This window comes from Prevotella denticola, assembly GCF_900454835.1.
Classification (GTDB): Bacteria; Bacteroidota; Bacteroidia; order Bacteroidales; family Bacteroidaceae; genus Prevotella; species Prevotella denticola.
In genome coordinates this window covers 499,155-514,901 of record NZ_UGTM01000001.1, presented here as the reverse complement: position 1 = coordinate 514,901, position 15,747 = coordinate 499,155, and the positions used below count along the sequence as shown (strand labels likewise).

Sequence of the window (15,747 nt, the reverse complement as noted above, 5' to 3'; positions counted from 1 at the left end):
TTTTTACTTTTTTACTTTTTACCCTTTTACTTTTCTTTTGCTCTTTCAATCCACTGCTGAATCTCGTTGACAGAAGGCTTCTCGTACCCGAGCTTGTACTTCTTGTTGATTTCACCGAGTTTCTGCTGCAGGCCCTGTGCCTTCTCGTCCTTGATGTCGGAGATGAGGTTGAAGCCGGCCTTGCGCAGCACATACACCCATGGTTCTGCCACGCCAAGCTCTGCCCATTCCTTGACAGATGACTGCGGAATCTTCGGTTCCGGCTTCATCTGCGGGAAGAGCAATACCTCCTGGATGTACTCCTTACCGGTCATCAGCATAACCAGACGGTCGATACCGATGCCGATACCGGAGGTCGGCGGCATGCCGTACTGCAGCGCACGGAGGAAATCCTGGTCGATGATCATCGCCTCGTCGTCTCCCTTGTCGGCCAGGTGCATCTGATCGAGGAAACGCTCCTCCTGATCGATCGGGTCGTTCAGCTCGGAATAAGCATTCGCCAGTTCCTTGCCATTTACCATCAGCTCGAAACGCTCTGTCAGCCCCGGCTTGGAGCGGTGCATCTTCGTCAGCGGCGACATCTCGACAGGATAATCGGTGATGAAGGTCGGCTGGATGAACGTCCCCTCACAGAACTCGCCGAAGATTTCGTCAATCAGTTTCCCCTTGCCGAAACTCTCGTCAATACCTTCCAGCTTCAGTTCGTCTACGGCGATGTGGCGGATTTCCTCTTCCGACTTGCCGGCAAGATCGAAGCCCGTCTTCTCCTTGATGGCGTCAAGGATAGGCAGCCGGCGGAAAGGAGCCTTGAAACTGATGGTCTTGTCACCCATCTGCACCTCCGGTTTTCCGTTCACTTCCGTGCAGATCTTCTCCAGCAGCCGCTCGGTGAACGACATCATCCAGTTGTAGTCCTTGTACTGCACATAAAGTTCCATGCAGGTGAACTCCGGGTTGTGGAAGCGGTCCATACCCTCGTTGCGGAAGTTCTTTCCGATTTCATAGACACCTTCAAATCCTCCGACAATCAGCCGCTTCAGGTAAAGCTCCGTGGCGATACGCATATACATATCGATGTTGAGCGCATTGAAATGGGTGATGAACGGACGCGCGCTCGCACCGCCGGGAATGCTCTGCAACGTCGGTGTCTCCACCTCCGTATATCCCGCCTCGTCGAAGAAGCGGCGCATCGTGCGCAGGACCGTTGCACGCTTGAGGAAAGTATCCTTCACGCCGTCGTTTACAACCAGGTCGACATAACGCTGGCGGTAACGCTGCTCGGGATCTTCAAACTTGTCGTATGCCTCGCCGTCCTTGTACTTGACGACCGGCAGCGGCTTCAGACTCTTCGACAGCAGCGTGATTTCCTTGGCATGAACAGAAATCTCGCCCATCTGCGTCTTGAAGACGAAACCCTTGATACCGATGAAGTCGCCGATGTCGAGCAGCTTCTTGAATACCTTGTTGTATAAGTCTTTATCCTCACCCGGACAGATGTCGTCACGGGTGATGTAAACCTGGATTCTGCCCTTGCTGTCCTGTATCTCTGCGAAGGAGGCCTTGCCCATGACACGGCGCCCCATCATACGGCCGGCAATGACGACCTCACGCTGCTCGCCCTCCTTGAACTGCGCCTTGATGTCAGTAGAGTAAGCATTGGTGGGGAACTCTGCTGCCGGATAGGGATTGATGCCCATCGCACGCAATTCCTGCAGGCTCTGGCGACGGCCGATTTCCTGCTCAGATAATTCTAAAACGTTCATATTTACAATTAAACCGAATATTCTTACTGTTTGCAAATTTACTAAATTATTCGCAAACCAGAGCTGCTTTTGCGTTTTTTATGGCAGAGAAAAGCCTTTGGGCACACGACAAAGGAATGTTCCCGACCGACAGGGAATACAGTTCCCCATTGGTCGGGAATATTGTTCCCAACGCCCGGGAATGCTGTTCCCGTCCGGTTGGGAATAACAGGGAAATGCTTTTGATTTTGCCATCTGACCAACTTTTACTACCTTTGCATAGCATTAAGCTGATCTGATTATGAACATAGACAATCTCTGGAACAGTATCCACCAGGAAGACGGACTGAGCCGCACACTCGGCATGGAGTTCATTTCCACGCCCGAAGACGACACGCTGAAGGCACGGATGGCCGTCGACGACCGCAACAAACAGCCGTTCGGTTTCCTCTCCGGCGGAGCCTCGCTGGCACTTGCCGAGAACCTTGCCGGCGTCGGTTCCATGGCGTTATGTCCCGGGAAGATGGCTCTGGGCATCAACGTCCACGGCAACCACGTGAAGGCAATGCCCTACGGCGGTACCGTTACGGCTTATGGAAGGCTGATTCACAAGGGGCATACGCTGCACGTGTGGAACATCGACATCAAAAACGACGAGGGCGAACTCATCTCCAGTGTCCAGGTCACCAACTACGTCATAGCCCCCCAGCAGAAATAAATGGAGCCGTTCTTCATCTACCGGGAGCCGTTCGACAGGACATTCCACTGCTATACACAACAGGAAAGGCCGGTACTGTTCCGTTCGCTTCCAGAACTTGACGGACACGAAGGATTCGTCATTGCACCTTTCAGCTGTGATGCAGAGCACCCTATCTGTCTTCTGAACGGAGAGAGCGGATGCACCCGTGACCTGCCTTTAGACCGTGAAGACAGCTTTGAAGCGGTTCCCGACTGGCAGACCGGCAGCATGACGGTACATCTCCCGGGCCATACCCGGGCGGACTATCACGCCGACTTCATCCGCTTCCACGGAGAACTGGAAGACGGAATGTTCCGCAAACTCGTGCTGGCAAGGTCTGCCGTGGAGTACAAAGACGAGAAACTGACACCCCGCAGCATTTTCATAAAGGCCTGCAAAAGCTATCCACGGTCGTACATTGCCCTTTTCTATACCGAGGAGACAGGAATGTGGCTCATTGCAAGCCCTGAAATCCTGCTCCGTGGCAGTGCCGACGGCTATCAGACAATGGCACTGGCGGGCACGATGAAGTACGAGGGAGAAGACATGGAGTGGTCTGCCAAGAACCGGGAGGAGCAACAGCTCGTTGCCGAATACATCCGTACCGGTCTGCAGCCTTTCGCCGCTGAGATTGCAGAGAGCACACCTTATACAGCCCGTGCAGCCCATCTGGCGCACCTCCGTACCGATTTCACTTTCCATCTCAGGGACAGGAAGCGACTGGGAAGTTTCCTGTCGGTGTTCCATCCCACCCCTGCCGTGTGCGGTATGCCCAAGGAAGCAGCGCGGCAGTTCATCCTCCGGAACGAGCATCTGCAGCGCAGTTATTACAGCGGTTTCAGCGGCCTGATCGGCCGCAGCGGCCAAGCCAGGCTCTACGTAACCCTCCGCTGTATGCAGCTCTCACGCACCGTATGCCGGCTGTATGCCGGCGGCGGGATTCTGAAGGAGAGCAACGAAGAGAACGAATGGCAGGAAACAGAAGCCAAACTCGACACGATGCGCCAGCTGCTCCGTTCCGATTAGCCTCATCCCCCATCATCCTCCCATCACCACTTATCACCGCCCATTATCACTGCCTATCATCATCGTCTATCCCCGCCTATGTACAGTTCCAAAGAAAACGTAAACATCCTCACCGCCCTGCTCGTAAAGGAAGGTATTACGAAAGCCATAGTCTGCCCCGGATCCCGCAACTCGCCCATCGTACACAACCTATGCGCCTGCCCGGATATTACGTGCTATCCCGTGACCGACGAGCGATCGGCCGGCTTCGTGGCTCTGGGGATGACGCTGGCCGACAATGAGCCTGTCGCCGTCTGTGTCACCTCCGGGTCAGCACTGCTCAACATCGCTCCAGCTGCTGCCGAAGCCTATTACCAGAACCGTCCGCTGATTATCATTTCAGCCGACAGACCGGTGCAGTGGATTGACCAGCAGGACGGGCAGACTATCCACCAGCAGAATGCCTTGGCCCCCAACGTCCGCAAGAGTGTCACACTGCCGGAGCCACATGACGACGAGGAACGCTGGTACTGCAACCGACTGGTCAACGAGGCTCTGAACGCCAGTACGATAGACGGCGGCGGTCCGGTACACATCAATGTAGCCATCGGCGAGCCCCTGTTCGACTACAGGGTTCTGCAACTTCCCGACGAACGCCGCACCATCCTGCATCGTGCAGTAACCGACGTTGCAAGGGTCTGCGAAGTAGCTGCTGATTTCTTCTGCGGAGAGAAACCGATGATTGTGCTTGGGCAGATGCTCCCCGAGGTTGTGGGCAATTCGCTGGAAGCTATCGAGGCTTTGAAACGCGTCACTGTCGTCATTCAGGAGAAACTGGCTGATGATGACATCTGCCCTTCGCAACCTATTGATGAGGTCCTGAAGAGAATAGGCGACGATGTGTCCTACCGTCCCGACCACCTTATATATATGGGAGGGACCGTGGTGAGCAAACAGCTCCGGCAATTCCTGCGCCAATGTCCGTGCAAGATTTCTGTCGTTGTGAACGAGCGTGGCGACTGCTGCGACACGTTCATGCACACGACTGATATTATCCAGGGGACACCGGAGGATGTCCTCGGCATCCTTGCCAATGAAACGGAAAACGTAGGAGAGAAAGATTTTGTAGAGAAATGGAACAAGGTTTTCGGCGAAGCCAAAGCCATCCGGCGGAAGGCAAGGCCACGTTATTCCCAGCTGTCTGTCGTCAAGGCTTTCCACGAGAAGATGCGGGAGCATGACATTGACGGCGAACTGTTCTATGGGAACAGCTCGGCCGTGCGGCTCGGCAACATCTTCTCCGACCAGTACATCTATGTCAACCGTGGGGTAAACGGAATCGAAGGGTCGTTGTCAACGGCAGTCGGCTATGCCCTCGCCCACCAGGACGAGGAGGATGTCTACTGTGTCATCGGCGACCTGAGCTTCTTCTACGACCAGAATGCACTGTGGAACGAGAAGCTGCCGCCCAACCTCTCCATCCTGCTGCTCAACAACGGCGGCGGCGGCATCTTCCACCAGCTGCCGGGACTGGAGCATTCACCTTACAGGGACAGTGCCATAGCGGGCCGGCATACGGTTTCTGCCAAGGGAATCTGTCTGGCACACGACCTCGTCTATCTCTCTGCACATAACGAGAAAGAACTTGCCAAGAACCTTGACCGGTTCTTCAATGCAGAGGAAGGCCCGGTTCTTCTGGAAGTATTCACCCATTCAGAGGACGACGCACAGGCCCTGAAGGATTACTACCTGGCCTTTTAACCGTCACTGCCAGTCCCCCTATTGCCACCACCCCTTCCGCTTGTCACCGTTTATCATCGTCTATCATCATTTTCAATAAAACCCTATGGAGAAAAGAGAATGGAAGCCCATAGCAGGCTTCAACTTCGAGGAAATCCTCTTTGAAGAGTACAATCACATCGCAAAAGTAACCATCAACCGGCCCCGTTACCGCAATGCCTTCACACCCCGTACCGTGTGGGAGATGTCGCAGGCATTCAGCTACTGCCGGGAAGCACTCGACATACGGGTCGTCATTCTGACAGGTGCGGGCGACAAGGCATTCTGCTCGGGCGGCGATATGCACGTGAAAGGACGCGGTGGATACGTCGGCGGCGACGGCGTTCCACGCCTCAATGTCCTGGACTTGCAGATGCAGATCCGCCGGCTTCCGAAGCCTGTCATCGCCATGGTGAACGGCTATGCCATCGGCGGCGGACACGTGCTTCACGTGGTATGCGACCTCACTGTCGCTTCGGACAATGCCATCTTCGGACAGACCGGGCCGAAGGTCGGTTCCTTTGACGCCGGTTTCGGGGCTTCTTATCTGGCCCGCATTGTCGGACAGAAGAAGGCGCGTGAGATATGGTTCCTGTGCCGGCAGTACTCTGCCGTCGAGGCGGAACGCATGGGACTTGTCAACAAGGTTGTTCCCTTCGACCGCCTTGAAGACGAATGCGTAGACTGGGCAGAGACGATGATGGAACGTTCCCCGCTCGCTCTCCGCATGATGAAAGCCGGCTTCAATGCCGAACTCGACGGGCAGGCTGGCATCCAGGAGCTTGCAGGAGATGCCACCATGCTCTATTACACACTCGATGAAGCACAGGAAGGCGGCAGGGCTTTCCTCGAGAAACGCAAGCCCGACTTCGACAAGTATCCGCAGTTCCCCTAACTGCTTACGGGACAAAAAGAAAGGGATGACCTGCAACTTCCGTCGCAAGTCATCCCTTTCTTTTTGTGCAACAGGAATCCCTATGGAATCCATACACACATAGTTCATACGGCAATTGCCTCTTTCCCAAATGGAAAAAGTAAAATGCTTTACTGTTTATCCGCCGTGGCCGTGGGGCAAGGCTCTTTCTCAATAGCCCGAAGCACAGTTACACCTTCCTCCACGCTCTTCACGTCGTCGACCACCATCGATCGCTTCCCGTTCTTCTCTTTCAGATTGCAACAGCGTGGATGAAAGCCAATGTAATTGAGCACCTTATCGAAGGCTGCACTCTGATAATACATGCTGTTGGGGTTGGAAACGAACTGCATCTGCATACGTCCCTGCTTGAGGATAATCTTCTCGCAGCCCAGCCGTTTGCCTACACGACGGAGTGCAACAACCTGCATCAGTTCCTCACCCTGGCGGGGAACAGGACCGAAGCGGTCCTGCAGCCGCTGCCGGTAAGCCTCGAGGTCGCGGTCGGTTTCAATATTGTCCAGCTCACGATAGAGCAGCATACGTTCTGAACTGCCGGGCACATAATTGTCCGGGAAGTACATTTCAAGGTCGCTCTCTACGGCACAGTCGTCGATGAAGTCATCGCCCGTTATCTGTTTTCCCTCGCTCATCTCTTCTGCATAAAGATCCTGAAACTCATCGTTCTTCAGTTCCATCACTGCCTGGTTGAGGATTTTCTGATAGGTCTCATAGCCCAAGTCCTCCATAAAGCCGCTCTGCTCAGAACCTAAGAGGTTGCCTGCACCACGGATGTCAAGGTCCTGCATGGCGAGATTGAAGCCACTGCCAAGGTCGGAGAAGGTCTCCAGTGCTTCCAGCCGGCGGCGTGCCTCGGTGTTCAGTGCAGCCAGGGGCGGCGCAAGGAGATAGCAGAAGGCCTTCTTGTTGGAACGTCCCACACGTCCGCGCATCTGATGCAGGTCGGAGAGTCCGAAACGGTGGGCATCGTTGATGATGATGGTATTGGCGTTGGAGATGTCTATTCCGTTCTCAACTATCGTCGTCGAAAGCAGTACATCGTAATCATAGTTCATGAATCCCATCACGATTTTCTCCAGTTCCTCGGGTTTCATCTGTCCATGTCCGATGGCGACACGGCAGTCGGGAACGTACTTCCTGATGAGGTTTGCGATTTCCTGCAAGTTGCTGATACGGTCGTTGACAAAGTAGACCTGCCCGTTGCGGCTCATTTCGAAGTTGATGGCATCGGCAATCACTTCATGCGAGAAGGTGGCGATCTCGGTCTGGATGGGATAACGGTTGGGAGGCGGTGTGCGCATGATACTCATGTCGCGTGCGCCCATCAGCGAGAACTGGAGCGTCCGTGGAATCGGGGTAGCTGACATGGTGAGCGTGTCAACGTTCGTCTTCAGCTGCCGGAGTTTCTCCTTTGTCGATACGCCGAACTTCTGTTCTTCATCGATGATGAGCAGTCCGAGGTCGTTCCACTTCACCGACTTGCCTATCAGCTTGTGCGTACCGACAAGAATGTTTATCTTCCCCTCCGCCAGGTCGGCCAGCACCTGCCTGGTCTGCCTGGCACTGCGGGCACGCGACAGATAGTCGACACGCACAGGCATATCCTTCAATCGCTTCTTGAACGTCTGGTAATGCTGGAAGGCCAGCACAGTCGTCGGCACCAGTACAGCCACTTGCTTGTTGTCGACAGCAGCCTTGAAAGCGGCACGGATAGCGACCTCCGTCTTACCGAAGCCCACGTCACCACAGACCAGCCGGTCCATCGGGCGTGCGCTTTCCATATCCTGCTTCAACTCCTGCGTGGCTTTCAACTGGTCGGGGGTATCTTCATAAAGGAACGAAGCCTCCAGTTCGTGCTGCATGAATGAGTCGGGCGAAAAGGCGAATCCTTTCTCCCGCCGCCGCTTGGCATAGAGCTTGATGAGGTCGCGTGCAATGTCCTTGATGCGCTTCTTTGCCTTTTCCTTCAGTCTGTCCCATGCACCAGAACCGAGAACAGACAGCCGGGGAGGCTCGCCGGTATCACTCCGGCGATACTTGCTGATTTTGTAAAGCGAATGGATAGACACGTCCACAATGTCGTTGTGCTGATAGACGAGGCGTATCATCTCCTGATAGGAGTCGCCGGCAGGGACCCGGACAAGCCCGGCGAACTTGCCGATACCGAAGTCAACATGAACAAGGAAGTCGCCAGGTTCCATCTCCTGCAGCTCTTTCATTGTCAATGCCATCTTGCCCTGCCGGGCCTTGTCCGACTTGAGGTTGTACTTATGGAAACGGTCGAAGATCTGATGGTCGGTGAAGAAGCAGACTTTCAGCGTACTGTCAACAAAGCCTTCATGCAGTGTCCGGTTGACCGGAGTGAAAGGGATAGAAGCCCTTTTTCCATCCTCACCGGAAGGGGAAGCAGTTCCGTCTGCTATGGACAGATTCTCGGAGTCTGCGCCCAGATTGCCATTGGACAGGGAATCGAAAATATCTCTCAAACGTGCCGTCTGCTTCTCGCTGTCAGCAAAGATATAGAGCTTGTAACCTTGGAGAAGATAGTCGCGGAGGGTCCTGGACAGGAGTTCAAAGTTCTTGTGGAAAAGCGGCTGCGGGGAGATATTGAAGCTGACCGTCGCCCGGGTGCCATCGTTCTTCCCTGTCTGTTCTGAGGCAGAATGGCTGACACCGAACTCCACACGACGGAAGTCCAGGGCATCGTCCATCCAGCGTGACACCGGGATGAGCTGCCCCTCCTTGCGGAAAGCCTGTTCCACCTCCTGCTGTTCCATCTCCGTCTTTCCTTCCAGCTTTTCAGTCATTGCCTGCGAGGTGAATCCTTCCTGATAAATCCGGTCTATGGCATCACGCACATAGAGAAAATCCTTGAAGGCCAGCACGGCATCTTTCGGCAGGAAATGCAGGAAAGGAACTTTCTCTTCCGACAGTATCATCAGTTCCGGAACGATCTCCACCCGTTTCAGCTTCTCATCCGAAAGCTGTGTCTCCACCTCAAACGTGCGGATAGTCTCGATGTCGTCGCCGAAGAAGTCGATACGGAACGGCAGCTCATTCGAGTAGGAATAGACATCTACGATGCTGCCGCGCACGGCAAACTGTCCCGGTTCGTAGACGTAGTCGGTCTCGGTGAACCCGAACGACCGCAGGGTCTTTTCCACCTCGATGATGTCGATGTGCTGTCCGACCGACAGCGTCAGCCGCCGTTCGTCCAGCTGCTTTTTCGAGACGACGAGTTCAGAAAGAGCAGAAGGATCGGTCACGATATAGAGCGGCCGTGTGCCGTCTTTCTCCGAAGCAAGCGCAGAGAGACGGGTCAGCACCTCCGTACGCAGGATTTCGTTACCGGCATCCCGCTGGCCGTACTTTACGGCACGGCGATAGGACGAGGGGAAGAACAGCACATCTGCCACCCTGTCCCCACCCTCTTGAGGCATGGCGACCGTCTTGAGATCGTTGTAGAAATAGCCGGCCTCGTCATTGTCGTTCAGCACGAAGACGGTCGTCGTCTTCCACCGTTCAGCTATCGATGCAAAGAACACCGGGGCAGCCGATGCCACGAGTCCCTGCAGGAAAACCGTCTTCACCGACACGTCTTCCTGTATCTTCTGTATCGCTCCTGCCTGCGGCAGCATAGCGTATAGTTTCCGTATATCCTGTATCTTCATCGCAGATGCGTTGTGCCTGCAAAGTTACAACAAAATTCAGACAGAGAGAACAAAACAGGGACAGCTTTACAGATAGAAAGCGAAAAACAAAGCTGAGGAGAGAACAGGTCCCAGCCTCCTGCCACATCTATTTTAACAGGATACAGACATGATTGTGCCTTTCATTTCTTACCTTTGCAGTCTTAAAAGCATAAGGAATGTACAACATAGAAATATCCTCCAGAACGCTTCACTTCCTCCATCCGGCAGGAACATCACGTGGTGTCTATACGACAAGGAAGAGCTTTTATCTCACCCTCTCCGACAGCGAACGGCCCGGAACGACAGGCACAGGAGAATGCGCCACACTGCCCGACCTGTCATGCGATGCCATGCCCGACAGGCAATATGAACAGAAACTGCGCACTTTCTGCGACGGCTTCTGCCGGACGGGACGCATCGACACCGATGCAATGCGTCCCTATCCCTCCATGCTCTTCGGACTGGAGACGGCAAAAGCACAGCTGGAAGCCAAGGGAAGCATCAATTTCTTCAATACGCCGTTCGGACGTGGCGAGGAAGGCATCACCATCAACGGACTGGTCTGGATGGGGACTTTCGACGAGATGTACCGACGGCTGGAGGAGAAACTCAGGGCGGGATTCCGCTGTGTGAAACTGAAAATCGGAGCCATCGACTTTGAAAAAGAGCTCGACCTCATCCGTCACATCCGCCAGTCCTTCACCCGCAAGCAGGTGGAACTGCGTGTGGATGCCAACGGCGGCTTCACCCCGGAGGAAGCACTGCAGCGGCTGGAACAACTGGCACAATACGGCATCCACTCCATCGAACAGCCCATCCGACAGCACCAGTGGACGGAGATGGCACGCCTGTGTGCCGGCAGCCCACTTCCGATAGCCCTCGACGAGGAACTCATCGGGGTAAACAATCCCATGGAAAAGACAAGACTGCTCGACACCATCCGTCCACAGTACATCGTCCTGAAGCCGAGCCTCCACGGCGGCATGGCGGGCACGAGAGAATGGATAAGGCTTGCCCGGGAGCGCAATATCGGTTCATGGATCACCTCCGCACTGGAAAGCAACATCGGACTGAACGCCATTGCCCAGCTCACGGCCGATGTCTACGGGCCGCATATCAGTCTGCCGCAGGGGCTGGGAACAGGGCAGCTCTTTGCGGACAACATTCCCATGCCCCTGGAAACAAGGGGCGACCAGTTATGGATAAGCCATCAGGCAAAAGGCTGTTAGGCTGACGTACCCCCGATAAAATCAAACGACAATGACACTACAGGACTTCCTTTCAGAATGGCAGAATGACAATCCTCACCTTCTCGTCCACACCAGCGGATCAACAGGAAAGCCGAAACAGCTTTGGGTGGAGAAAGAACGTATGCTCAATTCCGCCCGGATAACCTGTGACTTCCTCGGCCTGCAGCCTGACGACACCGCACTGCTCTGCATGCCGCTCGACTATATTGCAGGAAAGATGGTTGTGGTAAGAAGCCTCGAACGCAGGATGCATCTGCTTAGCGTAACGCCCTCCGGACATCCGCTTTCCGACGCATCACTGTCCCAACTGGCAGTCCCCGATGAAGAAATCACCTTTGCCGCCATGGTGCCGCTGCAGGTTTACAATTCCCTGCAAGTACCCGAAGAACACGAACGGCTGCGCCGCATCCGCCATCTGATCATAGGCGGCGGGGCAATAGACGAGAGGCTGGCGGAAGCCCTACACGACTTCCCCCACGCCGTATGGAGCACCTACGGCATGACAGAGACGCTCTCACACATCGCCCTCAGACGGCTGAACGGTCCTGATGCCAGCGACTGGTACCGGCCTTTCGACGGAGTGAAAACACGACTCAACAGCGACGGATGCCTTGTCATCGATGCTCCGGCAGTATGCCCCGGCACTCTGGTAACCAACGACAGAGCCGAGCTTCGGTCCTACGGCCGGCAGGACAATGCAACAGCCTCCTGCTTCCGCATACTCGGACGGAAAGACAATGTGATTGATTCCGGCGGCATCAAGATTCAGATCGAGGAAGTGGAAAACCGGCTGCGACCCATCCTTACAGGCGGATTCGCCATCACAAGCTGCCCGGACGAACAGTTCGGAGAAGCAGTCGTCCTGCTCACCACACAGACCGACACCTGCGCCGTCAAGGCTCTCTGCCGACAGTGTCTGCCCAAATACTGGCAACCCCGGCACATCTTCCACACCGCTACCATTCCACAGACAGATACCGGAAAGCCGGCGAGAGCCGAGATAAAGGCAGTCTCCCTCCGACTGTATAAAAACACAGCGGCCGAAGCCGCAGGCCTATAAACGGACACAGATTAGCCGGACGGTATGAAATTCCACTTGTATCTGACCATCCGGCAGACTTGCAGAAAGACGGTCTACAGGTTCAGACAACAAAGCAGGAAAGTGTCAAAAGAACCAGGAAAAGACAATGTCTTTGCTACACAGTCCGCAATTCCCAACCGGCAGGGACTTCTCTTCCCAGTGCCTGGTACTCCTGTTCCCAGATGTTGGGAACAGAAGTCCCTGCCGGTTGGGAACAATACCGCCTGTGATGTGAATCCGGTGTAACATACACCGAATACGCCCCGGAAAGCCCCCTTACGGCAACGAAAAACTTATGCGTTTGCTTGCTGAAACCGTTTTTTTTGTATAATTTTGCAGTCACAAAACCAATACATCATTATTAAATGGACGATTATCACGCGGAAAATTTCAATCTGCAGGCGTGAGGATTGCAACCGAGAGCTGCTAATCCCCACACCACCTTAACACTTTGGAGATTAGCAAATGAAGACATACTGGAACATCAACGGAAACCTGAATGTCATTAAGGAATGGCAGCCGAATTGCTGGATTCAGGTGACCTGCCCGACAGAGCAGGACCAGCAGGAACTTGAAGACACCTTCCATATCCCCGATTATTTCCTTTCGGATATCAGCGATACCGACGAGCGTGCGCGCTATGAATACGACGACGGATGGATGCTGATCATCCTCCGTATTCCCTACGTGAAGGAAATACGGTCGCGGACTCCGTACACCACCGTACCGCTGGGCATCATCCATAAGAGAGACGTGACCATCACGGTCTGCAACTTCGAGACGAACATGATGCTCGACTTCGTCAGCTACCAGCAGAAACGGGGCGAGGGATTCACTGACTACGTAGACCTTATCTTCCGCCTCTTCCTTTCTTCTGCCGTATGGTACCTGAAACGGCTGAAGCAGATCAACACCCTGATAGAGAAAGCCAAGCGCAACCTGGACAAAGGGGTGGACAACGAGAGCCTGATCGGACTGAGCCGGCTGCAGGATTCGCTCACCTATTTTATTACATCCATCCGTGGAAACGAGAATCTGCTGGCAAAACTGAAGTTCAAGCTGCAGGTAGACGAGCTGGATGCCGACCTGATTGAAGACGTGAACATCGAGATGTCGCAGGCACGGGAGACAACGAGCATCTATTCTGACATCCTCGAGTCGACGATGGACACCTACTCAAGCATCATCAACAACAACATGAACACCGTGATGCGTACGCTCACGTCGGTATCCATCGTGATGATGTTGCCGACACTCATCTCCTCCCTTTTCGGAATGAATCTCATCAACGGCATGGAAACCAACTCATGGGGATTCCCCATCGCACTGTTCCTGTCGGTAGTCGTTTCAGCCGCCTCGTGGTGGCTTCTGCGCCGCAAACGCCTGCTTTAGAATGAAGAAACGAAAATAATCAACGTAAAATTAGGTATTTTCAAACTTTTTATCTAAGTTTGCACTTGATATATATTATGGTGGACGATTGCTGCGCACGGACGCAACCGTCGGAAACCTTAAATGTGGAAAAACCCGAATCACAAACAAAAAGTGAAATGATGGACTCTCAAGAAAATGCCCTGAACCAGGGTACAGAAGAAGTAAAGCTGCCGGAAGAAGCTGCTGTCAATGACGTAGCGGAAAATACCGGAGAACAGAACGTACAAGCCGATACGGCAGCAGGAAGCCCGGATCAGCCAGCTGAAACACAGACCAGAGACGTGGAGGAAAATCCCGCAGCGAAGGCATACAGTTCAAAGAAAGAAATCATAGAACGCCTGAAGACCATCGCCGACAGTGACGAAACACCGGAGAAGGCCGAAGTGGACCATCTGAAGACGGTCTTCTACAAGCTGCACTTTGCCGAACGGGAGGCACAGCAGAAGGCTTATCTCGACAACGGGGGCGACCCGGAGAAGTACCAGGTGCTGCCCGACGAGGACGAAGAGACCTTCAAGGCTGAGATGACCATCATCAAAGAGAAACGCCAGAAAGCATTCCTCGCCCTTGAAGAGGAGAAGCAGAAGAACCTCAAGCGGAAAGAGGACATCATTGAACAGATCAAGGCAATGGTGACTACTCCGGAGGAAGCCAACAGGAACTTCGATCGGCTGAAGAAACTGCAGCAGGAATGGAAAGAGATAAAAACGGTGCCTGCAGAAAAAGCAAACGAACTGTGGCGCAACTACCAGCTCTATGTAGAACAGTTCTACGACCTGCTGAATCTCAATCGGGAGGCACGCGAATACGACTTCAGGAAGAACCTTGAGAAGAAAACCCGGCTCTGTGAAGCTGCGGAGAAACTGGCCGGTGAGCCGGATGTCATCAGTGCCTTCCACCAACTGCAAGAGCTGCACCAGGAATACAGGGAGACCGGCCCCGTCGCAAAGGAACTGCGCGAACAGATATGGACACGATTCAAGGCTGCCAGTACGGTCATCAACAAACGCCACCAACAGCACTTCGAGGAGCTCCGCAGCCGTGAGGAAGAAAATCTGAAGAAGAAAACCGCACTCTGCGAACAGGTAGAGGAAATTGCCAGACAGGAGAACAAAACCTCTGCCGACTGGGAGAAACGTACCAAGGAAATCATCGCCATCCAGCAGGAATGGAAGACCATCGGATTCGCCCCGCAGAAGATGAACGTAAAGATATTCGAACGTTTCCGCGCTGCCTGCGACGACTTCTTCGGACGGAAGGGCGAGTTTTTCAAGCAGCTCAAGGCTCAGTTCGCCGAAAATGCAGAGAAGAAGAAGGTACTTGTCGAGAAAGCACAGGCACTGACCGACTCTACAGACTGGAAGGCGACATCGGACAAGCTCATCGCCCTGCAGAAAGAATGGAAGACCATCGGCATGGTGCCGAAAAAACTGGGTGACCAGCTGTGGCACGACTTTCTGGCTGCCTGCAACCATTTCTTCGAGGCACGCAACGCCGTACACGCCGGTACACGCAACGAGGAACATGAGAACCTGGAAAAGAAACGCGGCATCATTACGCAACTGAAAGAGCTGCTTGAAAATGCGGGCGAAGACCTGCAGGAGAAGGTGCAGCAACTGACAGAACAGTACAACAAAGTCGGTCATGTCCCCTACAAAGAGAAAGACAAGCTCTATAAGGAGTACCATGAGGTGCTGGACAGACTGTACAAAGACCTCCACATAACGGCTGCCCGCAAGCGTGTGGACAACTTCCGCAACAACCTCAGAAAGGTGGCCGACCGGGGAGCTGACGCTCTCGACAATGAACGTGGCAGACTGATGCGCCGCTTCGAGCAGCTGAAGCAGGAGGTAAACACCTATGAAAACAACCTCGGATTCCTCAATATCAGCTCCAAGAAAGGCAACAGCCTCATCGATGAGATGAACCGCCGCATACAGAGACTCAAGGATGACATGGAAGAGGTGAAGCAGAAAATCAAAGCCATCGACGCCGAAAACAAATAGGTCTCACACGCCTGTCCGGTCCAGTCGGAAATAGCAGTGGACAGTCAGAGGAAAGGGCATATAACGGACAGGAGAAGCTGTGGCG

The 15,747-nt window shown here is 54.0% G+C and carries 10 protein-coding genes; 8 read left to right on the top strand and 2 right to left on the bottom strand.

Annotation, left to right across the window (positions count from 1 at the left end; genetic code table 11):
* Positions 1 to 26: 26 nt before the first annotated feature.
* Positions 27 to 1,763: a lysine--tRNA ligase gene (gene lysS, locus DYH27_RS02100; RefSeq protein WP_025068055.1), complete on the bottom strand. Its 1,737-nt coding sequence runs from the start codon at positions 1,761 to 1,763 to the stop codon at positions 27 to 29.
* A 280-nt stretch (positions 1,764 to 2,043) separates the two neighbouring features.
* Between lysS and DYH27_RS02095 the strand changes: the two genes are divergently transcribed.
* The 4 genes from DYH27_RS02095 to menB all read left to right on the top strand — a co-directional run bounded on the left by DYH27_RS02095 (position 2,044) and on the right by menB (position 6,160).
* Entirely contained in the window at positions 2,044 to 2,460 is a 417-nt protein-coding gene (locus tag DYH27_RS02095) for a PaaI family thioesterase (RefSeq protein ID WP_004351909.1), read from the top strand.
* Positions 2,461 to 3,507, top strand: coding sequence for an isochorismate synthase (locus DYH27_RS02090; RefSeq protein ID WP_025068054.1), 1,047 nt, complete (start codon positions 2,461 to 2,463; stop codon positions 3,505 to 3,507).
* A gap of 78 nt (positions 3,508 to 3,585) precedes the next feature.
* Complete coding sequence (gene menD / locus DYH27_RS02085; protein WP_025068053.1) at positions 3,586 to 5,247, top strand: 2-succinyl-5-enolpyruvyl-6-hydroxy-3-cyclohexene-1-carboxylic-acid synthase; 1,662 nt, start codon at positions 3,586 to 3,588, stop codon at positions 5,245 to 5,247.
* 85 nt (positions 5,248 to 5,332) lie between these two features.
* Positions 5,333 to 6,160, top strand: a complete 828-nt coding sequence (gene menB / locus DYH27_RS02080; protein ID WP_004351937.1) for a 1,4-dihydroxy-2-naphthoyl-CoA synthase — start codon at positions 5,333 to 5,335, stop codon at positions 6,158 to 6,160.
* A gap of 149 nt (positions 6,161 to 6,309) precedes the next feature.
* On the opposite strand, the gene mfd is transcribed toward menB, so the two are convergent.
* On the bottom strand, positions 6,310 to 9,870 hold the full coding sequence (gene mfd, locus DYH27_RS02075; protein ID WP_025068052.1) for a transcription-repair coupling factor: 3,561 nt from the start codon (positions 9,868 to 9,870) through the stop codon (positions 6,310 to 6,312).
* A gap of 197 nt (positions 9,871 to 10,067) precedes the next feature.
* On the opposite strand from mfd, the gene DYH27_RS02070 reads away from it, so the two are divergent.
* The 4 genes from DYH27_RS02070 to DYH27_RS02050 all read left to right on the top strand — a co-directional run bounded on the left by DYH27_RS02070 (position 10,068) and on the right by DYH27_RS02050 (position 15,662).
* Positions 10,068 to 11,120 (top strand): o-succinylbenzoate synthase, encoded by a 1,053-nt coding sequence (locus tag DYH27_RS02070; protein WP_025068051.1) that lies wholly within the window; start codon positions 10,068 to 10,070, stop codon positions 11,118 to 11,120.
* Between the two features lie 31 nt (positions 11,121 to 11,151).
* Positions 11,152 to 12,201 (top strand): AMP-binding protein, encoded by a 1,050-nt coding sequence (locus DYH27_RS02065; RefSeq protein WP_025068050.1) that lies wholly within the window; start codon positions 11,152 to 11,154, stop codon positions 12,199 to 12,201.
* A gap of 486 nt (positions 12,202 to 12,687) precedes the next feature.
* Positions 12,688 to 13,614: a magnesium transporter CorA family protein gene (locus DYH27_RS02055; RefSeq protein ID WP_004351934.1), complete on the top strand. Its 927-nt coding sequence runs from the start codon at positions 12,688 to 12,690 to the stop codon at positions 13,612 to 13,614.
* A gap of 158 nt (positions 13,615 to 13,772) precedes the next feature.
* On the top strand, positions 13,773 to 15,662 hold the full coding sequence (locus tag DYH27_RS02050) for a DUF349 domain-containing protein (RefSeq protein WP_004352005.1): 1,890 nt from the start codon (positions 13,773 to 13,775) through the stop codon (positions 15,660 to 15,662).
* Positions 15,663 to 15,747: the final 85 nt, after the last annotated feature.